Consider the following 20,091-nt stretch of genomic DNA (forward strand, 5'->3'; position numbering starts at 1 on the left):
CCCGAAACGCGCGATCGCCCGTCCTGGTTCTTGTTGGCTGGAGTTGGAACATGTCTGCTGGTCACCTGAAATTCGGCCTCCTTGCCGCCCTTGCCATCCTTTCGGCCCCCATTGCCTCGGCGCAGGAGGGCCTCGGCGCGGACGAGACGGCGGCGCTCTGCCATGGCGGCGGCTCCATCTGCGTGAGCGCAAAGATACCGGTCGCGCGCACGACGCAAACGGTACAGAACTGGATGAGCCCCGACGTCGGCGCGGCATGGGCCGCCGGCTACAAGGGCAAGGGCGTCACCATCACGATGGTCGACGACTTCAGCAGCACCTCGCGCTTTTCCGGCAATTTCGGGATCGGCGTGCAGACCCAGCGACACGGCGAATGGACGCGCGAGGAAGCAAGCATGATTGCTCCCGCCGCGACCATCCGCTCCAAGGATTTCTCGACCGGCACGGCCGTTTCGCTGCCACGCGGCCTTAATGTGCTGAACCTGAGCTACGGCATGTATACAACCGCGGGCTACAGCGCGAACCAGATCTGGTGGGCTCCAGAGGAGTCCTCGATCATCTCCTACGCCACTAAGGGTTCGGCCATCGTTTCGAAGGCGGCCGGCAACGACGCGGTCGCTGTTGGCGGGGTCACTGGTGGCCAGCAGGACTATCTCGACCTTGCTTTGATCGGCAAACCGACCGCGATCTTCGTCGGCGCGCTGTCGACGAACGGAACCACAGCCAACAAGGCCCAGCTCGCCTGGTATTCCAATTATGCCGGCTCCGACCAGGCTGTGCAGAGCCACTTCCTGGTGGTCGGCGTCGAGGGTGACAAGACCGGGCTCTACGGAACGTCTTTTGCCGCGCCGATCATCTCCGGCTATGCTGCGATCATCGGCAGCAAGTTCACCAAGGCGACGCCCGTCCAGATCACCAACGACCTGCTCAATACGGCCCGCACCGACACGCTGGCCAATTACGACCCGTCCGTCTACGGCAAGGGCGAAGCAAGTCTCTCGCGCGCTCTCGCTCCTGTGGCCATACACTGACAGGCACCGGCCGTTCCGGCCCGTCTAGCTCTCCAGCGCCTGCGCGGCGCGTTCCACCAGCGCGCCGCGTTCCAGGGTGAAGCCGGACTCGACCCATTCCTTCTCGAGGTTCTTCAGCGTGGCGCCGAGCTTCGGTCCTGGCGACGCGCCAAGCGCGGTCAGGTCGGCGCCTTTTATCGGAAACACCGGCTTTTCCCATTTCAGCGTGAAATTGAGCAGGCGTGAAAAGCCGCCGGCTTCCATCATCGCCTGATTGTCCTCGACTGCGCGTGTCCGCGCGGCGGCAAGCGCCAGCCGAATGCGGTCGATATAGCCGTTGCGGTCGCCGTAATAGAGTTTCTTGGCCAGCTCGGTCTCCGTCGCCTTGGCATCCGGCGCGATGGTCAGTGCCCAATGCCGCAGGCGGCCGGCCTCGTCGTTCGACAATCGCAGCCGCTCGCCAAGCGTCTTCATGCGCACGGCATCGGGCGGGACGATCGCCTCCAGCCTCAGCACAGGATCGGCGGCCCAGCCGAGATCTTTTCCAGTTTTGACCAGGCCATGGATGGCGTCGATGCCCCACTTCTCGCTTTCCGGCAGCACGGCGGTGAGCACGCCTGCCTGGCGCATCCATAAGAGCGCGCGCGAGGGATCTGGAGCCGACAGCAGCTTCTTCAGCTCGGACCAGACGCGTTCGGCCGAAAGCCGGGCAAGTCCGTCCTTCAGCCTGGCACAGGCCTTCAGCCCTTCCGCGTCCGGCCGTCCGTCGCCATACCAGGCAAAGAAACGGAAAAAGCGCAGGATGCGCAGATAATCCTCGCGGATGCGCGCCTCCGCGTCGCCGATGAAACGCAGCCGCCGCGCCTCTATATCGGCGACGCCGCCGACGAGATCGACGACCGTGCCGTCCGCTTCGGCATAGAGCGCGTTGATGGTGAAGTCGCGCCGCTCGGCGTCCGCTTTCCAATCGCGCCCGAAGCTCACCTTTGCCCGCCGGCCGTCGGTCTCGACATCGGCCCTGAGCGTCGTCACCTCATAAGGCTTGCCGCCGGCGATCACCGTGATCGTGCCATGCTCAATGCCTGTCGGCACCGTCTTGAAACCGGCCGCCTCCGCGCGCCGGACCGTTTCCTCGGGCACGGTGGTCGCGGCGATGTCGATGTCGGCGACCGGCTGGCCGATCAGCGCATTGCGCACCGCGCCGCCGGCGACGCGCGCTTCCTCGCCGCCCTGCTTCAGCGCGGCAAGAAGCTTCTGCAGATGCTTGTCGGCCAGCCAATCGGCCCTGCCCGAGAGTGACGCCTCAGCGGTCAACCATAAAGCCTTTCATAGAGCGTGCGGATGATGCCGGCGGTGACGCCCCAGATACGCTGGCCGCCATAGGGCATCTCGTAGAAGAACCATTCGAGCTCGTTCCACATGCGGCTGTCGCGCGCGTGGTTGGCCGGATCCATCAGGAAACTCAGGGGCACCTCGAAAGCCGCATCGACCTCATCGACATTGAGCGTCAACGAAAAACCCTGGCGCACGATGGCAAGCACCGGCACGATGCGGTAGCCGCTGCCGGCGACGTAGTCGGGCATGCGGCCGATGATCTCGACGAAATCCCGTTCGAGGCCGATCTCCTCGAAGGTCTCGCGCAAAGCGGTTGCCTCGGGGCTTGCATCGGTCGCATCGATGGTGCCGCCTGGAAAGGCCACCTGGCCGGAATGGCTGCGCAGCTTCTCGGCGCGCTTGGTGAGGAGCACCATGGCGCCCTCGGCGCGGTCGACCACGGGAATCAGCACCGCCGCGTCGCGCAGCGGCTTGATATGTTTGAGCCTGGGATGGCCGGGATTGAAGCGATGATCGCCGAATTCGTCGCCGGGAACGATCGCCGCTTGCGCCGCGACGCGCGCCCGAAAATCCGCGACCGAAAACGCCGCCGGCGTCACCTGGTCCATCACGCGCTCAGCCGCTTCAGTTTCTCGGCCGGCATGATCGGATAGACCTCTCCGCCCGAGCGAATGGCGAACATCGCCTTGCCGCCGATGTCGATCTCCTCGCCATGCTCGACCAACTCATACATCACCGGACGCGCCACCAGCGCTTCCAGTCGTCCGCGCACCAGCACATAGGGTTTCAGTCCGCCGGTTTCGTCCTCGTCGACGAAGCGCAGCGCATGGCCGGGGCCGGCGGCGACGACATCGCCGACATTCGTGCGGAAGGTGACAACCTGGTCGTTCCCGCTCCCGGACACGTTCATTTCGACGGCGATGAAGGGCGCGTCGACGACGCGGATCCCAACCCGCTCGACCGGCGTCACCAGATAGGTCTTGCCGTCGTCATCCTTGCGCAACACGCTGGAAAAGAGCTGCACCAGCGGCATGCGGCCGATCGGCGTGCCGAGATAGAACCAGGTCCCGTCAGCCTTGATCTCCATGTCGAGATCGCCACAGAAATCCGGATTCCAGCGCTCGACCGGCGCCGGCCCCTTGCCGGCCCGGGCCGCGCGGGAGATCAGCGCCTCCAGGCCGCGCGCCTCTGTGGCGCCGATCAGGCTCTGTTTGCTCAAGCTGTGCTCGCCAGCGCTCTGTTCGTCGGGCGTTTGTTCACGATGTTCGCTGCGTTCGGCCATGGTCACGAAATAGTCACTGTTGTCCCGATTGTCAGCCTTGTCCGCCCGAGTCTGTGATTTAAGTTCAATTACAGGCGCCAGGTGAGGCCGAATCGCGGCATTCTGCGGCATCGAGAGTGCAGGCCGGCATTTCCAACCACAAGGATCGAACGGCATGAGCGTGATGATCAAGGAAAGCCCGATCAGCGAAAAAGCGATGATCGAGGAAGCCGAAAAGGCGCTGGCCGATATCTCCAGGATCCGCGACGCGGTCGGCAGGGTGATCTTCGGCCAGGAGGCGGTCGTCGAGCGCACGCTGGTGGCTCTGCTGGCCGGCGGTCATGCGCTGCTGGTCGGCGTGCCGGGCCTCGCCAAGACCAAGCTGGTCGAGACACTAGGCATCGTGCTCGGCCTCGATTCGCGCCGCGTCCAGTTTACGCCCGACCTGATGCCGTCGGACATCCTCGGTTCCGAGGTGATGGAACAGGACGAGTTCGGCAAGCGCTCCTTCCGCTTCATTTCCGGGCCGATCTTCACGCAATTGCTGATGGCCGACGAGATCAACCGCGCTTCGCCGCGCACACAATCGGCGCTGCTGCAGGCCATGCAGGAATATCACGTCACCATCGCCGGCGCCCGCCACGACCTGCCCGCGCCCTTCCACGTGCTGGCGACGCAGAACCCGCTGGAACAGGAAGGCACCTACCCGCTGCCGGAGGCTCAGCTCGACCGCTTTCTGATGCAGGTCGACATCCTTTATCCCGAGATTGAGGCGGAACGCCGTATCCTGCTCGAAACCACCGGCGTCGACGAAGCCAAGGCCGACAATGTGCTGCAGCCGGCCAGGCTGAGGGAAATCCAGACACTGATCCGCCGCATGCCGGTGCCGGAAAGCGTCGTCGAGGCGATCCTCAAGCTGGTGCGTTCGGCCCGGCCCGGCCAGGGCAATGCCGAGACCGACAAGCATGTCGCCTGGGGGCCGGGACCGCGCGCCAGTCAGGCGCTCACCCTGTGCGCCCGCGCCCGCGCCCTATATGATGGCAGGTTGGCGCCTTCGGTCGACGACGTTCGCGCCTTGGCCGAACCGGTGCTGCAGCATCGCATGGCGCTGACTTTCGCCGCCCGCGCCGAAGGCACTTCCGTGCGCGACGTGGTGGCGAAGCTGGCAAAAGGCATCTGATGGGTCGAATAGGCGAGGTCCAGGCACCGGTTGCGACGCGCGACGCGCTCGCCCGTGGCCGGTTGCGGGCTTCACTGGTGCCGGACCTGTTGGTCGAGGCGCGCCGTATCGTCAATACGGTGATCGCCGGCTGGCATGGCCGTCGCAAGCGCGGCATCGGCGAGAATTTCTGGCAGTTCCGGCCCTATGTCGAAGGGGATTCCTCGCGCATCGACTGGCGCCGCTCCGCGAGAGACGACCATACTTATGTGCGCGACCGCGAATGGGAAGCCGCGCACACCGTCTGGCTCTGGGCCGACCCCTCGCCTTCCATGCTCTACAAATCCGCCGCGGCAAGCGTCTCCAAGCAATCGCGCGCGCTGGTGCTGGCGCTCGCCTTGGCCGAGCTCTTGTCGCGCAGCGGCGAGCGCATCGCCTGGCCGGGCCTGACGGATCCGTTCACCGCCCGCAACGGCGCCGAGCGGATCGCCGCCCAGCTCAGCCACGCCGCCGCGCTTCCGGCCAAGCCCGATCTGTCGGCCATCCGCCGCTTCTGCGACATCGTGCTGGTCAGTGATTTCCTCGATCCGGTCGAGGAAACCATGGCCTGGCTCGACGTGCTCGCCCGCCACGGCGTGCGCGCGCATCTGATCGAGGTGGCCGACCCGGCCGAAGAAACCTTCCCCTACGCCGGCCGCACCGAGTTCACCGACCCCGAGACCGACGACAAGCTGACCGCCGGCCGCGCCGAGATACTGGCCGAGGAATATCGCCTGCTATACCGAGCCCGCCGCGACGAACTGGCCGCCTGGTGCAAGCGTCTCGGCTGGAGCTACACCGTCAACCACACCGACCGCCTCGCCTCCGAGGCGCTGGTGCGCGTCCACCTGGCGATGACCGCCGACGGCACCAATTTCGGAAGGGCGGTCGCATGAGCTGGCTGCCGCTTTCGTTCGGGGCGCCCATGGTGCTGTGGGGCCTTCTGGCCCTGCCGGTGATCTGGTGGCTGCTGCGGCTCACCCCGCCCAGGCCGCAAACGGAAGTTTTTCCGCCGCTGAGAATCCTCGCACGGGTCCTGAGGCGCGAAGAAACCCCGCAGCAAAGCCCGTGGTGGCTGACGCTGCTTCGGTTGCTGATGGCGGCGCTCATTGTGATGGCGCTGGCCGAGCCGGTCTTCAACCCGCGCGAAAAACTGCCGGCGGAAGGTGCTGCCCTGGCGCTTGTCGTCGACAATGGCTGGGCGAGCGCCGCCGACTGGAACAAGCGCGTCGCCACCGCCGAGCGGCTGATCGCCGACGCCGGTTCGAACGGCGTGCCGGTCGTGATCGCCTTCACCGCCGAGAAGCCCAATGCCGAGATCGGCCCTTTCGACGCTTCGGGCGCGCTCGATCACCTGCGCGCCGCCAAGCCGCGACCGATTCCTACCGACAGGCCCGCCGTCTACGCCCGCGTCGCCGCAGCGTTGGAGCGCCTGCCGGGCGCCAGCGTTGCCGTGCTAGCCGATGGGCTTGCCGCCAAAGGCGACGAGGCCGCTTTCAGGACGCTGCTCGAAAAGAATGCGACACGGCTGGTCTGGGCCACGTCCGACCGGCCTTCCGTGACCGGCCTGATTGGTGCCGACAACCAGGTCGATGGTTTCGCTTTGAGCGCCATTCGCGCGCCGGGCAATCCGGCGCCGGCGCAGGTCACCGCTGGCGCCTTCGACGACAAGGGCCGCCGCATCGCCGATGCGACGCTGACCTTCGCGCCGGGCGAAGCCACCGCCACGGGGACGATGGCGGTTCCCTTCGAGCTGCGCAACGACTTCGCTTCGATCGCGCTCGACGGTGAGCACCAAGCCGGCGCCGTGCGCGTGCTGGACGAGAGCTCGAAACGCCGCCGCGTCGGCCTTCTGTCGCAGGCCGAAGCCGACCAGGCGCAGCCGCTTCTGTCGCCGCTCTATTACATCCGCCGCGCCCTGCAGCCCTTTGCCGACCTGGTCGAGCCGTCGAGCGCCGATCTCGCCGATGCCATTCCGCAGCTTCTCGACCAGAAGCCGGCGATGATCATCATGGCCGATGTCGGCACCATCCCGGCGCAGGTCAAGCAGCGGCTGGTCGACTGGGTCGACAAGGGCGGCACGCTGGTTCGCTTTGCCGGCCCCCGCCTTGCCGCGGCCGGCAATGACGACGACCTTTTGCCGGTCAGGCTGCGCAGCGGCGAGCGCGCGCTAGGCGGCGCGCTGTCGTGGACGACGCCGCAGGCGGTGACCGAATTCCCGAAGAGCGGCCCCTTCGCCGACCTCTCGCCGCCCTCCGAGGTGACGGTGAGCCGGCAGGTTCTGGCCGAGCCGACGCCCGACATCGTCGAGCGTACCTGGGCCACGCTTGCCGACGGCACGCCGCTGGTGACGGGCATGAAGAAGGACAAGGGCACGCTGGTGCTCTTCCATGTCACGCCCGAGGCGACCTGGTCGAACCTGCCGATCTCCGGCAGCTTCGTCGAGATGCTGCGGCGCGTCGTGCAATTGTCGCGCAACCAGGGAGCCGCGATCGCCAATGCCGAAGCCGCCGCCGCGTCGCTCGCTCCCTACCGCATGATCAGCGCCGACGGCATGCTGACGCCGCCCTCGCCGGATGCCCGACCGCTGGTGCCCGGCGCCGGTCCGCTGCCGGTGACGCTGGAGAATCCGCCCGGCCTTTACGGCTCCGAGACGGGCGTCTTCGCACATAATCTGCTCGATGCGTCGAGCACGTTCACGCCGCTGGTCCGTCCGCAGGTTTCGCTGCCGGTGACAGCCATCCCCTATGCCTTCGATGAATCGGAGAACCTGAAGGGGCCGCTGGTCGCCATCGCGCTGCTGTTGATGGTGCTCGACACTTTGGCCGTGTTCTGGATGGGCGGACTGCTGGCGCGCCGGCCGCGCCGCGCAGGCACGGCGGCGACCGCCGCGGCCGTTCTGGTCGTGCTGGGCGGCCTCTTCGGCCATGCCGATCTTGCCCGCGCCGATGATTCCAAGCCCGGCGACACCCAGGCGATCGAGGATATTTCGAAAACCCGCATCGCCTATGTCATCACCGGCGAGCCGGGCGTCGATTCGATCAGCCGCGCCGGCCTCGAAGGCCTCACCCGTTTCCTCATCGAAAAGACCGCGCTTGAGCCCGGGCCGCCGGCGGGCGTCGACATCGCCAAGGACGAGCTGTCCTTCTTCCCGCTGATCTATTGGCCGATCGATGCGACGGCGCCTATGCCCAGCCAGGCGGCGATCGCCCGCATCGACGCCTATATGCAGCAGGGCGGCACGGTTCTGTTCGATACCCGCGACCAGTTTTCGAACGGCATCGGTGCCGGCTCGGCAAGCCCGGCGACCGAGCGGCTGCGCGACATCCTCGGCAATCTCAACGTGCCGCCGCTGGAGCCGGTGCCGTCGGACCACGTGCTGACCAAATCCTTCTTCATCCTTCCGGAGTTCCCCGGCCGCTTCAACGGCAGCCCGCTCTGGGTCGAGGCCTCGCTCGACGCCAGCAACACCGAGAACCGCCCCGTGCGCACCGGCGACGGCGTCTCCCCGATCATGATCACCGCCAATGATTTCGCCGGCGCCTGGGCCATCGACGAGAACGGCGATCCGATGCTGCCGACCGTGCCGCCGGATCCGATGCAGCGCATCTACGCGCTGCGCGCCGGCGTCAACATCATGATGTACATGCTGACCGGCAACTACAAATCCGATCAGGTGCATGTGCCGGTGCTGCTCGAACGGCTGGGGCAGTAGATCATGAACTGGTCCATCTCATTCGAACCGCTTCTCTCCTGGCCGCTCTTCGGCCTGCTCTTCGTGCCGCTGCTTTTGCTGGCGCTGGTCGGCCTGTGGTTCCGCCAGCGCGGCTCGGCATTGCGCTTCATCGCGCTGCTCGCGCTCGCCGCTTCATTGCTCAATCCCGTTTTCCTCGCCGAGGAACGCGAGGCGCTGAAGAGCGTCGTCGCCCTCGTCGTCGACCGCAGCCAGAGCCAGGACATCGGCGACCGCACCAAGCAGACCGACGAGGCGCTGGCCGGCCTGCAGCAGCGTCTTGCCCGCTTCAAGCAGTTCGATGTCCGTGTCGTCGAGGCCGGCAAGTCCGAAGCCGCCGACGAGCGCACCGAAACCAGGCTGTTCAGCGCGCTGGAAGGCGTCTTCCGCGACGTGCCGCCGTCGCGCATCGGCGGTGCCGTCATGATCACCGACGGCGAGGTGCATGATGCGCCTGCCGGCGCGCCGGAGTTCAACGCGCCGCTGCATGCGCTGATCACCGGCAACGAGCATGAGAAGGACCGCCGCATCCGCTTCGAGAACGCGCCGCGCTTCGGTCTCGTCGGCAAGCCGCTCGACATGACCTACCGCGTCATCTCGACGGAAGGCGACGGCGCTCCGGTGGACGTGCGCGTCTCGGTCAATGGCGAGCAGGTCTCGGTCGAGCACGCCACGGTCGGCCAGCCGATGAAGCTCTCGGTCACCATACCCAATGCCGGCCGCAACATCGTCCAGCTCGGCATCGACCGGGAGCCCGGCGAGCTGACCGACGCCAACAACCGGGCGATTGCCCTGGTCGACGGCATCCGCGAGAACCTTCGCGTGCTCCTGGTTTCCGGCGAACCGCATGCCGGCGAGCGCACCTGGCGCAACCTTTTGAAATCGGACGCGTCGGTCGATCTCGTCCACTTCACGATTCTGCGCCCGCCGGAAAAACAGGACGGCACGCCGATCAATGAGCTGTCACTGATCGCTTTCCCGACGCGCGAGCTGTTCGTCGAGAAGATCAAGGATTTCGATCTGATCATCTTCGACCGCTACCAGCACCGCGACGTGCTGCCGATCCTCTATTACGACTACATCTCCGAATATGTCGAAAAGGGCGGCGCGCTGCTGATTGCCGCCGGCCCCGAATATGCCGGCGAGAACTCCATCGCCCGCACGCCGCTCAACGCCGCGCTGCCGGCCATGCCGACCGGCGAGGTGGTGGACAAGGCCTTCTACCCGCGCCTGACCGATCTCGGCCAGCGCCATCCGGTGACGCGCGGGCTCGACGGCTCGGCAAACGAGCCGCCGCATTGGAGCCGCTGGTTCCGCACCATCGGCGTCAAGAACCCGGAAGGCGAAGTGGTGATGAAAGGCGCCGACGATCGGCCCCTGCTCCTGCTCGCTCGCAAGGGCGAGGGCCGTGTCGGCATGCTCCTGTCCGATCAGGGCTGGCTGTGGGCGCGCGGCTTCGAGGGCGGCGGGCCGCATGTCCAGCTTTATCGCCGCATCGCCCACTGGCTGATGAAGGAGCCGGAACTGGAAGAAGAACGGCTAACCGCCGACGGCCGCGGCATGATGCTCGAAATCCGCCGCCAGACGATGAGCGATGATCCCGGTCCCGCCCAGGTCATCACGCCGTCCGGCAAGGCGGTGGCGGTGAAGCTCGAGAAAGCCGAGCCCGGCATTTTCACCGGCAGCCTGCAGACCGGCGAGATCGGCCTTTACCAGATCGGCAATGGCGACCTTACTGCGCTTGCCCATGTCGGCCCGATCAACGCGCCGGAATTTTCCGACGTGATCTCGACCGAGGATCGGCTGAAGGCGCCCGCCGAGGCGACCGGCGGCAGCGTGCGGCGTCTGGCACCGTCGTCGACGCTCGGCAATCTCGCCGGCGGCTTGACACTGCCGTCGATCGTTCCCGTCCGCACTTCAGCGGCTGCGTCGGGCGACGACTGGATCGGCCTGCGCACCACCGACGACAGCACGCTCAAGGCCGTGTCGCGCGTGCCGCTGTTCGGCGGCTTCCTCGGCCTCGGCCTCCTGCTGCTCGCCATCGGCTCGATGTGGTATCGCGAAGGGCGGTGACGCCACCTTCTTCCTTCTCCCCTTGTGGGAGAAGGTGGATCGGCGCGCAGCGCCGAGACGGATGAGGAGTGTTCCAGCGGAGTGAGGCGTCGGCGTTCCCTGGAGCACCCCTCATCCGGCCGCTTCGCGGCCACCTTCTCCCACAAGGGGAGAAGGGAAAGCGCCTGCCCCTACTCTTCCGGTTCTGTGGTGAACAGCAGCGGATAGCCCTTGGCCTTGCCGGCGTCGGTCGCCCGCGTCGCCTTGGTCTCGGCGATATCACGCGTAAACACCGCGACGACGCACACGCCGCGCGTATGCGCGGTGATCATGACGCGATGCGCCTGATCCTCACTGAGCTTGAATTCGCCCTTGAGCACCGTCACCACGAACTCGCGCGGCGTGAAATCGTCATTGACGAGGATGACTTTGTAGAGCTTCGGCCGCTCGGTTTTCGGCTGCGTCTTAGTGCGGGGTTTGAGGACGGTTTCGGGCATCGGATCCACCAGCGAGAACTGGGCTCTCTCGCTCTCATTCTGTCACGCAGCAAATATACGTCCAATTCCACGCGCGGATAATGCCGGCCTGGACCATCAGCCCTATGTGGGGAATCATTGCCGAAGGTCAACGGCCCTGGCGGCGCAACGCGGTGCCCGATCTGCCGGAACCTGCACCGCCATCCATGTCGGAGCCGCGTTCGACGAAGGCGAAAAACATCCAGCCGACAAAGCCGATCACGGTCGCACCGGCCAGCAGGATCAGGACCCAGGACTGCGCCGGCGTGATGTAGTCGAAGCTTGAAGAGATCAGCGGAGCGAACAGCTCGGGCTCGGTCGTGCCGCTGGCGGGATCCGGCACGGGGCTTGCGGTAAAGATGATCAACGATCGTGCCGCCGCGGTGGCGATCAGGCCGCCGAGGGTCAGCGAACGCATCAGGGACGAAAACCGCTTCTTCATGCGGACTGTCCTACAGCACCGGCATTGCGATCGGGTTAAGGATAGGACTTGAGCGCGGTGGAAACCTGCTGGTTTCGGGCTCCCTGCCGCAAGCAAGCCGCCCCTGCCGAAATCGACCGGAGCGGCTTCGTCTAGTGGCGCAGAGCGCTGGATCAGGGCTTCTTGGCAGCCGGCTTCGCAGCAACGGGCTTCGCAGCCGACGCTTTCTTCTTGACCGGGCACTTGTGCGTCTTGGTCACTTTGCAGGCCTTCTTGGCAGCGACCTTCTTCATCGGCTTCGCAGCCGTGCTATCCGCCGGAGCAGCCGTGGTGGTCGCGGTCGAAGCAGCCGGGGCAGCCGTCGTCGTGGCGGCGGCGTTGCCGAGCGCCGGCATTGCGAAGGCGAGAGCAACACCGAGGCCGAGGGCGGAGAGGATGGACTTCTTCATGGCTTCATTTCCTTTTCTTGCGGGTCTGGGTGGGTGTCACTGAACGGGATCGATCGGTGCCACTCCAAGCAGCTTCAAAGCATTTGCGAGCATCCGGATTCCCTGTGCCTGCTTTTTGTTGGCGCAGAACCGGTTTCCCCTTCTTTGCAGTGCTTTCGCCGCGGTGACCTGCGTTGCCGCGGCATGGGTTTCGAGAGCTTCGTCAACCTGACGGCTCAGATTGGTGCAGCGCTCGGTCCGGGTGAGCGGAGCGACGACCTTTGCGGTGGAGGCGCCGTCCGCGGCTGTGATGAGCGATATGCTGAGCAAAGCACCCATCACGCTGATCCAGAACCTCTGCATTGGTCTTATCCGTTACTCCGGAAACGTGCGTCGCAGCCGATGACCTGACCGCCACGGCACCGGTTATGCCCTTGAAATTTTTCACCAGTTTTTCCCAACTGTAGAATTTTGTTTCTGGATTGTTTCTGAGGATCCGCCCGGCGCGGCGATCGCGGCCACTGGCCAAGATGTGGCCCGAATTCTATCGTGTGGGTTGTCTCGAACGGATATCCAGCAAGAGCCGGCAAAGAGAATGATAGGTTTCGAGTGAAATCCGATGCGCACATACTGATCGTCGACGACGACAAGGGCATACGCGACCTGCTGCAGGAGTTCTTCCAGAAGCGCGGGCTGCAAACGACGGTGGCCGGGGACGGCACCGAGATGGAAGCGATCCTGCGCCGCACGCCGGTGGACCTGATCATTCTCGACGTGATGCTGCCCGGCAAAAGCGGGCTTGAGCTTTGCCGCGAGATCCGTGCCAATTACACCACGCCCATCATCATGCTGACCGCGGTGACGGAAACGACCGATCGCGTGGTGGGCCTGGAAATGGGCGCCGACGACTACGTGCCCAAGCCCTTCGATCCGCGCGAGCTTCTGGCCCGCATCCGCGCCGTGCTGAGGCGCAACGGCAGCGCCGAGCCGCGTCGCCCCACGATCAAGCAGATCTACCGCTTTGCCGGCTGGACCATGGACTGCGCGCGCCGCCGCCTGACGGCGCCCGACGACGTCCGGGTGGAACTGACGATGGCGGAGTTCAACCTGCTGCAGACCTTCGTCAAGAGCGCCCAGCGTGTGCTTACCCGTGAGCAGCTGATCGAGCTGTCCGGCGGCGACACCGGCTACAGCTTCGACCGCAGCGTCGATATCCTGGTGAGCCGCTTGCGCCGCAAGATGGAAGACGATCCGAAAACGCCCCAACTGATCCTGACCGTGCGCAGCGGCGGCTATCAGTTCCTGCCCGAGACCACGTCGGAATGAGACGCTTCCTGCCGCAGACCCTGCCAGTCTGGGTGCTGCTGATCGTCATTGCCGGCCTCATGATCAGCCAGGTGACGACGCTCTACATCGTGGCGCGCGACCGCGCCGCCGCCAACAGCGTCGTCGATCTCTACCGGCTGAACGACCGCGGCTATTCGCTGGTGCAGCTGATGCATGACGCCACGCCCGAAGAGCGCAAGGCGACCGCGTCCGGCCTGTTCAACTCGACCTATGCGCTGACGGTTTCGGACACGCCCGCCGTCACCTCTTCGATCGCCGGCGATGACGAGCTGGCCGAGCTTGAGGACATCCTGGTCGGCCGCCTGTCGAAATTCGGCGTGACCGACGCGCGCGTGCGGCGCGATCCGGCCACCCAGGAAGCCGACGTCCCAGACGGGCAGGCGGTGAACAAGGATGTCGGCCAGGTCGAGCGCGACCTGCTGGTCTTGGCCGCGGATTTCGCGCAAAGCGATAAGCTGACCGCCTCGCTGCGCTTTTCCGACGGGCAGTGGCTGAATTTCACCGAACCGATCACGCCGGCGGGACCGATTCTGAGCCTCGACAGCCTGCCGCTTTACTCACTGATCGCCGGCTTGATCATCATCATGTCGATCTGGTCGCTGCGCCGGCTGACCGCGCCCTACCGGATGATGGAAACGGCGGTGACGCGCATCGGCAATGACCTGAAAAGCCCGCCGATCGCCGAGAGCGGCAGCCGCGAGATCCGCGCGGCCGCAAAGGCGATAAATGCCATGCAGATGCGGCTGCGCGATTATGTCGAGGACCGCGAGCATCTCGCGGCAGCGCTGGCGCATGATCTGCGCACGCCGCTGACCCGGATGCGCCTGCGCCTCGAACTGTTGCGCAGGTCGCCCGCGCGCGAGGCGCTGGCGCACGACCTCGCCGACATCGAAAGCATCGCCAGCTCGGTCATCGACTTCGCCAAATTCGAGGTGACAGAGGAAAAGGCCGAGCGGATCGATTTCTGGTCGCTGGTGGAATCGGTGGCGGACTCCTTCGACGGCGCGTCCTTCGACGAAGGCGTGGTCCCGTCGCGCGGCCTGATCTGCGTCGCGCGGCCGGTGGCGCTGCGGCGCTGCGTCACCAATCTTATCCAGAACGCGGTGACCTACGGCAAGAAGGCGCATCTCGGCGTGCGGCGATCGGGCGACATGATCACGCTTTCGATCCGCGACGAGGGCCCCGGCATCCCGCAAGCGAAGCTGGACGCGGTGTTCGGCTCCTTCGTGCGGCTGGAGGAATCGCGCAACCGCACCACTGGCGGTCTAGGCCTCGGCCTCACTATCGCCCGCAACATCGCGCGCGGCGCCGGCGGCGAGGTCGATCTCTCCAACTACCCCGGTGGCGGGCTGTTGACGGAGCTGCGGCTGCCGCTGGCAGCTTGAGTCAGGAGTGGGCTCTGTCCGCCACCGGCGCCACTGGATCAGCCGAACCATCCTTGTGATAGTGCGGCCCGCCTGGTCACGAGGGAAATCCACCCATGTTCTACGCCGTCCTTGCCTATCATGTCGAAGACACCGTGCAGTCCTGGTCGCCCGATGAGGATGCGGCGCTGATGAAAGACCTGCTCGAGGTCAACGACAGGCTGACGCGCGAGGGCAAGCTCGGGCCCGCGGCCAGGCTCGGCGCGACGGCCAAGGCCGTGACGCTGCGCGGTCCGGGCGACGGCTTGGTGATCGACGGTCCCTTCGCCGAGACCAAGGAGCAGTTGCTCGGCCTCTATGTCCTCGACTGCGCGACCCAGGACGAGGCGATTGCCGCGGCGCGCGATCTCAAGCGCGTCAACCCCACCGCCGTCTACGAGATCCGGCCGATCATGCTCTATCTACCGGGCGCCGCGCTGACGGTAAGCTGAGACAGCTTCCCGAGCGTGCTTCAGACCGGTATCGCGGCCTCGATTTCCCGTCCCAGCCGGAGCATCTCCGTCACCAGCAGGTCGAGATCGCTGCGGCGGGTGCGGTGATTGGCGATCGCCACCCTCAGGCAGTGCCGGCCCTGCACCCTGGTATCGGATAAGGCCGCGGTGCCCTCCTCCTGGAGTCTCAGCATGATCTCGGTGTTGAACGCCTTGAGCCGTTCCTCGGATGCCCCATCCAGGCGATGGCGGAAGCAGACGATGTTGATGGTGCTCGGCGCCATCAGTTCGAGCACCGGCTCCGCCTCGATCAGACGGGTGAGGTGGCGGGCCTGGGCGATGTTCTGGTCGATCAGGCGGCCGAACTTCTCGACGCCATGCTCCTTCAGCGCCATCCAGATCTTAAGCGCACGGAAGCCGCGCGACGTTTGAAGCCCATAATCGTGCAGCCACTCTCCGGAGGCCAGGCCCCGCGGCGTCGATTCCAGATATTCCGGCGTCACGGCAAACGTGTTGCGGTGCTGGGATGCGTCCCGCACCAGGGCGCAGCCGGCTTCGAACGGCGCGTGCAGCCATTTATGCGGATCGAGTGCGATCGAATCCGCCTGTTCGATGCCGGCGACGAGCGATCGGTTCTTAGGCGCGATCGCGATGAGCGCGCCGATGCAGCCGTCGACATGGAACCAAAGATCCTCTTCGGCCGCCACGCTCGCCAGCGCCTGCAGGTCGTCGACCGCGCCGGTGTTGACGGTACCGGCGGTGCCGATCACGCAGGCCGGCCTGAAGCCCGCCTCGCGGTCCTCCGCGATTGCCGCCTTGAGCGCGGCGATATCGATGCGCAAGCCGGCATCGGTCTGGATGCGCCGCAGCGCCTGATTGCCGAGGCCGAGCGCCTCCACAGCCTTGCGATGACAGGAATGGACCTGGTCCGAGGCGTAGTAGCGCAACGGCTTCGGCATGGCGCCGACACCCCGCTCGCGCACGTCGACGCCTGCCTTGACGTTGCGCGCCACGGTCAGTCCGATAATGTTGGCCATCGAGCCGCCGCTGACCAGGGTGCCGCTGGCCGAGACTGGGAAACCGACCATCTCCTTCATCCAGTTGACGACCTGGCTGTCCATCAGTGCGGCGGCATGGTTGCCGCCGCCGAGATTGGAGCCCTGGATCGCCGCCAGGAAATCGCCGAGCGCGCCGGTGAAGTTGCTGGATCCCATATACCAGGACCAGAAACGCGGATGGATGTTGCCCATCGGGTAAGGCATCACGTTGCGGGCGACGTCGTCATAGACGTCAGCCGCCGGCGCCGGCGAGCGCGGCAAAGGTGCGCCGAAGAATGCCCGCACCTCGGCCGGCATCTCGCACCAGACCGGCCGGTTGCGGACATCCTCGAGATAGGCGATGGCCTCGTCGAGGATTCGGTGCGAGAGCTCTCCCACATCGGCCCAATCCGGCGGATCGAGCGTTTCCTCCGCGTTGGTCGCTTCCGGAAATATATCCATCTCGCCTCTCCCGCCGGCGTGGGTCAACCCGCGCATAAAAGAACGACGCCGCCATGCGGGGGCGGCGTCGCGTTTCTGTTCTCAGCCTTCGAACTGGCAGCTCGGCGTCGAGCGCGACAGCGCCGTCTCCTCGGCGTCCATCTCGGCCTCGATGCCGTCGAAAAGCGGCGTCGACATATAGCGCTCCCCCGTGTCGGGCAGCATGCACAGGATCACCGAGCCGGCGGGGGCCTTGCCCGCGATCTGCCGCGCCACGGCGAAAGTGGCGCCGCCGGAGATGCCGGTGAAGATGCCCTCCTGCCGCGCCAACGCCTTCGTCCATTTGATGCCTTCGGGACCGGGGATCGGCACCACCTCGTCATAATAGCGTTGGTCGATCGCCTCCTGCAGCACGTTGGGGATGAAGTCCGGCGTCCAGCCCTGGATCGGATGCGGTTCGAAGGCCGGATGGCTGGCTGACGGCGCGCCGCCGGCGCCGCGCTCCTGGGCCTTGCCGCTGCCGATCAGCTGAGCGTTCGCCGGCTCGGCGAGCACGATCTTCACCTCCGGCCGCTCGCGGCGCAGCACGCGGCCCACGCCGGCCACCGTGCCGCCCGTGCCGTAGCCGGTGACAAGCACGTCCAGCCTCGAGCCGGCGAAGTCATTGATGATCTCGCGCGCCGTCGTCGCCTCGTGAATGGCGGCATTGGCCTCGGTCTCAAACTGGCGCGCCAGGAACCAGCCATTGGCTTCGGCGAGCTCGACCGCCTTCTTGTACATGCCGAAACCTTTTTGGGCGCGCGGCGTCAGCACCACTTTGGCGCCCAGCATGCGCATTAGCTTGCGGCGCTCGATCGAGAAGCTGTCGGCCATCGTCACCACCAGCGGATAGCCTTTCTGCGCGCAGACCATGGCAAGGCCGATGCCGGTGTTGCCGCTCGTCGCCTCGACGACGGTCTGGCCAGGTTTGAGCTTACCGCTGCGCTCGCCTTCCTCGATGATGTTGAGGGCCAGCCGGTCCTTCACCGAGGCCGCCGGATTGAAGAACTCCGCCTTCACATAGATCGTCGCGTGACCTGGCCCGAGATTGTTGATGCGGATGACCGGCGTGTCGCCGACGGTATCGAGAATGCTGTCGAACAGCCGGCCGCGACCGGCCGTGGTCCTGATTTTCAATTGATGCAACATGGCTCTCTCCTCGATCTCCTCACGTGCCGGTTACAAACCGGCGAATTGGGCGGCGCGGTTTCGACACCTTGCCGCGCTAGTTGCGTGTGACTTGCCGGCAATTCGGCAAAGGCCGCGTCCGGCTCGAAAATTCGCTGCCGGATGCGCCCTGTCGTGTTTGGTGATAGAACATGGACCAACTGTTCGACGTGGGAGCGAGCGTGGAAACGGACGTGGAATCCGTTCGGTCGACTCTGAAAGGCATGGCAGCCAGCCTTTCGATCAGGCTGCTCGGCCCGTTTACGATCATGCGCGACGATGTTCCTGTGGCCTTGCCTTCGTCACGCAAGCTGCGCGCCCTGCTTGCTTATCTGGCGCTGGCGCCCCACCCAGTCAGCCGCAGCCGTCTTTGCGAACTTCTCTGGGACGTGCCCAACGATCCGCGCGGCGAGTTGCGCTGGTGCCTGAGCAAGCTGCGTGCCGCGCTCGACGAAGCGGGCTTGCGCCGGGTCGAAACCGACGGCGATATGGTGTCGCTCCGTCTTGACGATGTCCATGTGGACGCGCTGGATGCCGCCTCGGCGGTGGCCGAAGGTGTCCAGACGCTCGATCTCGTGCGGCTGCAGGCGATTTCGCAACATTTCGCCGGCGATTTTCTCGACGGCCTCGAGCTCGATCGCAGCCCGCATTTCGGCAGCTGGCTGACGGCGCAGCGCCGCCGTTTCAGCGCATGCCATGTCGCGGTTCTGGAGCATATCATTGGGCTTCTCCCACGTGGAACCGATGAGGCCGGCGCTTATATCGACAAATGGCTGGAGCTAGCGCCCTTCGACGGCCGCGCGCATGTGGCGCTGCTGGAAAATCTGGCCCGGCGCGGGCAGATCGGCGCCGGCGAAGAGCATCTTGCCACGGCAGCGGAGTTGTTTCGCTCGGAAGAGCTGGATTTCACGCCATTGCGCGAGGCTTGGCAGGAGATAAGAGCCCGGAACGCCGGCGCAACGCCATGCGCCCGATCCGGGCCGGCTTTCCCGGTTTCGGAATCGTCGGTCGCCGCGGACGAATCCGAGCCCGTTGCGACCCGCCGGGCTTCGCTCGCGGTGATGCCGTTTGCCGAGAGCGCCGGCGCCGGCGGCTTCCGTGGCGGGCTTGCCGATGGCCTCACGCATGACATCATCACGCGGCTTGCCAAGCTGCGCGATTTCTTCGTCATCGCCCGCGGCTCTGTCTTCGCGCTCGCCGAGAAGAACATCGCGCCGGAAGACGCCGGGCGCAGGCTGAATGTCGACTATGTCGCGACGGGCTCGGTGCGGGCTCTGCCGGGCAGGTTCATCGTCTCGGTCGAGCTTGTCGAGGTCCGCACGGCAAGGATCGTTTGGGCGGAAACCTTCGAGCATAAACCCGACGACATCTTCATCGTCATCGAGGATATCGGCAACAGCATCGTCTCATCGATCGCCGCCGAGATCGCGACGGTGGAGCGCAATCGTGCATTGCTGAAAGCGCCAAACTCGCTCAATGCCTGGGAGGCCTATCATCGCGGCCTCTGGCACATGTATCGCTTCACCCGCCAGGAAAACGAGCTGGCGCAGCATTTCTTCGGCGAGGCATTGAAGCTCGATCCCACTTTCGCGCGCGCCTATGCCGGCATGTCCTTCACCCACTGGCAGAATGCTTTCCAGCGCTGGGGCGACCGCGACCGCGAGACCGCGCTTGCCTTCGAAAGCGCCGGCCAGAGCCTTTTGGTCGACGACCGCAACCCCGCCGCCCATTGGGCGATGGGCCGCGCGCTATGGCTGCGCGGCGAGCAGGACGGCTCGCTGCTGGAGCTCGCGAGCGCCGTTGACCTCAGCCCCAATTTCGCGCTCGGCCACTACGCGCTGTCCTTCGTCCATTCGCAGTCGGGCGACCCGCAATCGGCGATCGGCTCATCCGACCATTCGCGTCATCTCAGCCCCTTCGATCCGCTGCTGTTCGGCATGATGGGCGCGCGCGCCATGGCGCATGCGAGGCTGGGCGAATTCGAAGCGGCGGCCGAATGGGCGCTGAAGGCGGCCGCAAGGCCAAACGCCCATGTCATCATCCTGGCGATCGCCGCCCATTGCCTGGCGCTGGCCGGCCGGCAGGAGGAGGCGCGAACCTTCGCCGCCGCTATCCGCAACGCCTTGCCGAACTATCGCGCCGACGATTTCATCGCGACATTCCGTTTCGATCGCGATGGAGAAGCCCTGTTCCGGAACGGCGCCAAGCTCATCGGGCTGAACTGAACCCGGCCGGCGCGCCTAGAGCAATTC

The 20,091-nt window shown here is 65.7% G+C and carries 18 protein-coding genes; 9 read left to right on the forward strand and 9 right to left on the reverse strand.

The features are described 5' to 3' along the window. Positions 1–50: 50 nt before the first annotated feature. Positions 51–1,031, forward strand: coding sequence for a S8/S53 family peptidase (locus LB520_RS04765; RefSeq protein ID WP_224636623.1), 981 nt, complete (start codon positions 51–53; stop codon positions 1,029–1,031). Positions 1,032–1,055: 24 nt separating this feature from the next. Here LB520_RS04765 and LB520_RS04770 read toward each other — a convergent pair whose 3' ends face one another. The 3 genes from LB520_RS04770 to LB520_RS04780 are packed head-to-tail and all read right to left on the reverse strand — an operon-like array spanning position 1,056 to position 3,627. Next, positions 1,056–2,324: a CCA tRNA nucleotidyltransferase gene (locus LB520_RS04770; protein WP_224636624.1), complete on the reverse strand. Its 1,269-nt coding sequence runs from the start codon at positions 2,322–2,324 to the stop codon at positions 1,056–1,058. Then, entirely contained in the window at positions 2,321–2,953 is a 633-nt protein-coding gene (locus LB520_RS04775; RefSeq protein ID WP_224636626.1) for a CoA pyrophosphatase, read from the reverse strand. The genes LB520_RS04770 and LB520_RS04775 overlap by 4 nt, the downstream gene beginning before the upstream one ends. Then, on the reverse strand, positions 2,953–3,627 hold the full coding sequence (locus LB520_RS04780) for a DUF1285 domain-containing protein (protein ID WP_411969861.1): 675 nt from the start codon (positions 3,625–3,627) through the stop codon (positions 2,953–2,955). The genes LB520_RS04775 and LB520_RS04780 overlap by 1 nt, the downstream gene beginning before the upstream one ends. 154 nt (positions 3,628–3,781) lie before the next feature. On the opposite strand from LB520_RS04780, the gene LB520_RS04785 reads away from it, so the two are divergent. The 4 genes from LB520_RS04785 to LB520_RS04800 are packed head-to-tail and all read left to right on the forward strand — an operon-like array spanning position 3,782 to position 10,610. Next, a complete protein-coding gene (locus tag LB520_RS04785; RefSeq protein ID WP_095766493.1) occupies positions 3,782–4,786 on the forward strand; it encodes an AAA family ATPase in 1,005 nt (334 codons plus the stop codon). Beyond that, a complete protein-coding gene (locus tag LB520_RS04790) occupies positions 4,786–5,700 on the forward strand; it encodes a DUF58 domain-containing protein (RefSeq protein ID WP_224636629.1) in 915 nt (304 codons plus the stop codon). Before LB520_RS04785 ends, LB520_RS04790 begins: the two co-directional genes overlap by 1 nt. Beyond that, the gene (locus tag LB520_RS04795; protein ID WP_224636630.1) at positions 5,697–8,519 is read left to right on the forward strand and encodes a DUF4159 domain-containing protein; all 2,823 of its coding nucleotides are present in this window, start codon (positions 5,697–5,699) and stop codon (positions 8,517–8,519) included. Before LB520_RS04790 ends, LB520_RS04795 begins: the two co-directional genes overlap by 4 nt. A 3-nt stretch (positions 8,520–8,522) precedes the next feature. Continuing rightward, positions 8,523–10,610: a hypothetical protein gene (locus tag LB520_RS04800; protein ID WP_224636631.1), complete on the forward strand. Its 2,088-nt coding sequence runs from the start codon at positions 8,523–8,525 to the stop codon at positions 10,608–10,610. 170 nt (positions 10,611–10,780) lie between these two features. Here LB520_RS04800 and clpS read toward each other — a convergent pair whose 3' ends face one another. The 4 genes from clpS to LB520_RS04820 form a co-directional block, all read right to left on the reverse strand. Next, positions 10,781–11,086: an ATP-dependent Clp protease adapter ClpS gene (gene clpS, locus LB520_RS04805; RefSeq protein ID WP_140546186.1), complete on the reverse strand. Its 306-nt coding sequence runs from the start codon at positions 11,084–11,086 to the stop codon at positions 10,781–10,783. Positions 11,087–11,213: 127 nt separating this feature from the next. After that, on the reverse strand, positions 11,214–11,546 hold the full coding sequence (locus LB520_RS04810) for a hypothetical protein (RefSeq protein ID WP_224636632.1): 333 nt from the start codon (positions 11,544–11,546) through the stop codon (positions 11,214–11,216). A gap of 152 nt (positions 11,547–11,698) precedes the next feature. Next, complete coding sequence (locus LB520_RS04815) at positions 11,699–11,974, reverse strand: hypothetical protein (protein ID WP_095766487.1); 276 nt, start codon at positions 11,972–11,974, stop codon at positions 11,699–11,701. Positions 11,975–12,010: 36 nt separating this feature from the next. Continuing rightward, entirely contained in the window at positions 12,011–12,316 is a 306-nt protein-coding gene (locus LB520_RS04820; protein ID WP_095766486.1) for a hypothetical protein, read from the reverse strand. Positions 12,317–12,562: 246 nt separating this feature from the next. On the opposite strand from LB520_RS04820, the gene LB520_RS04825 reads away from it, so the two are divergent. The 3 genes from LB520_RS04825 (at position 12,563) to LB520_RS04835 (ending at position 15,155) form a co-directional block, all read left to right on the forward strand. After that, positions 12,563–13,279, forward strand: coding sequence for a response regulator (locus LB520_RS04825; RefSeq protein ID WP_224524576.1), 717 nt, complete (start codon positions 12,563–12,565; stop codon positions 13,277–13,279). Then, on the forward strand, positions 13,276–14,685 hold the full coding sequence (locus tag LB520_RS04830; RefSeq protein WP_224636633.1) for an ATP-binding protein: 1,410 nt from the start codon (positions 13,276–13,278) through the stop codon (positions 14,683–14,685). The genes LB520_RS04825 and LB520_RS04830 overlap by 4 nt, the downstream gene beginning before the upstream one ends. Before the next feature lie 95 nt (positions 14,686–14,780). Beyond that, positions 14,781–15,155 carry a YciI family protein gene (locus LB520_RS04835; protein WP_140838742.1) on the forward strand — a complete coding sequence of 125 codons (375 nt, stop codon included), beginning with the start codon at positions 14,781–14,783 and terminating at the stop codon, positions 15,153–15,155. Between the two features lie 20 nt (positions 15,156–15,175). Here LB520_RS04835 and LB520_RS04840 read toward each other — a convergent pair whose 3' ends face one another. Both LB520_RS04840 and LB520_RS04845 read right to left on the reverse strand, forming a co-directional pair. After that, entirely contained in the window at positions 15,176–16,654 is a 1,479-nt protein-coding gene (locus LB520_RS04840; RefSeq protein ID WP_224636634.1) for a pyridoxal phosphate-dependent decarboxylase family protein, read from the reverse strand. Positions 16,655–16,735: 81 nt separating this feature from the next. Continuing rightward, positions 16,736–17,821, reverse strand: coding sequence for a PLP-dependent cysteine synthase family protein (locus tag LB520_RS04845; RefSeq protein WP_140838746.1), 1,086 nt, complete (start codon positions 17,819–17,821; stop codon positions 16,736–16,738). Positions 17,822–18,063: 242 nt separating this feature from the next. Here LB520_RS04845 and LB520_RS04850 point away from each other — a divergent pair, with 242 nt between their 5' ends. Next, entirely contained in the window at positions 18,064–20,064 is a 2,001-nt protein-coding gene (locus LB520_RS04850; protein WP_224636868.1) for a transcriptional regulator, read from the forward strand. The last annotated feature ends 27 nt before the right edge of the window (positions 20,065–20,091 follow it).

It is taken from the genome of Mesorhizobium sp. CA12 (assembly GCF_020165255.1).
Classification (GTDB): Bacteria; Pseudomonadota; Alphaproteobacteria; order Rhizobiales; family Rhizobiaceae; genus Mesorhizobium.

What these genes read in the sequence shown, in the direction of transcription:
- LB520_RS04765 (WP_224636623.1), top strand. Translation starts at nt 51, where the DNA reads ATGTCTGCTGGTCACCTGAAATTCGGCCTCCTTGCCGCCCTTGCCATC.
- LB520_RS04775 (WP_224636626.1), bottom strand. Translation starts at nt 2,953, where the DNA reads ATGGACCAGGTGACGCCGGCGGCGTTTTCGGTCGCGGATTTTCGGGCG.
- LB520_RS04780 (WP_411969861.1), bottom strand. Translation starts at nt 3,627, where the DNA reads ATGGCCGAACGCAGCGAACATCGTGAACAAACGCCCGACGAACAGAGC.
- LB520_RS04785 (WP_095766493.1), top strand. Translation starts at nt 3,782, where the DNA reads ATGAGCGTGATGATCAAGGAAAGCCCGATCAGCGAAAAAGCGATGATC.
- LB520_RS04790 (WP_224636629.1), top strand. Translation starts at nt 4,786, where the DNA reads ATGGGTCGAATAGGCGAGGTCCAGGCACCGGTTGCGACGCGCGACGCG.
- LB520_RS04795 (WP_224636630.1), top strand. Translation starts at nt 5,697, where the DNA reads ATGAGCTGGCTGCCGCTTTCGTTCGGGGCGCCCATGGTGCTGTGGGGC.
- LB520_RS04800 (WP_224636631.1), top strand. Translation starts at nt 8,523, where the DNA reads ATGAACTGGTCCATCTCATTCGAACCGCTTCTCTCCTGGCCGCTCTTC.
- clpS (WP_140546186.1), bottom strand. Translation starts at nt 11,086, where the DNA reads ATGCCCGAAACCGTCCTCAAACCCCGCACTAAGACGCAGCCGAAAACC.
- LB520_RS04810 (WP_224636632.1), bottom strand. Translation starts at nt 11,546, where the DNA reads ATGAAGAAGCGGTTTTCGTCCCTGATGCGTTCGCTGACCCTCGGCGGC.
- LB520_RS04815 (WP_095766487.1), bottom strand. Translation starts at nt 11,974, where the DNA reads ATGAAGAAGTCCATCCTCTCCGCCCTCGGCCTCGGTGTTGCTCTCGCC.
- LB520_RS04820 (WP_095766486.1), bottom strand. Translation starts at nt 12,316, where the DNA reads ATGCAGAGGTTCTGGATCAGCGTGATGGGTGCTTTGCTCAGCATATCG.
- LB520_RS04830 (WP_224636633.1), top strand. Translation starts at nt 13,276, where the DNA reads ATGAGACGCTTCCTGCCGCAGACCCTGCCAGTCTGGGTGCTGCTGATC.
- LB520_RS04835 (WP_140838742.1), top strand. Translation starts at nt 14,781, where the DNA reads ATGTTCTACGCCGTCCTTGCCTATCATGTCGAAGACACCGTGCAGTCC.
- LB520_RS04840 (WP_224636634.1), bottom strand. Translation starts at nt 16,654, where the DNA reads ATGGATATATTTCCGGAAGCGACCAACGCGGAGGAAACGCTCGATCCG.
- LB520_RS04845 (WP_140838746.1), bottom strand. Translation starts at nt 17,821, where the DNA reads ATGTTGCATCAATTGAAAATCAGGACCACGGCCGGTCGCGGCCGGCTG.
- LB520_RS04850 (WP_224636868.1), top strand. Translation starts at nt 18,064, where the DNA reads ATGGCAGCCAGCCTTTCGATCAGGCTGCTCGGCCCGTTTACGATCATG.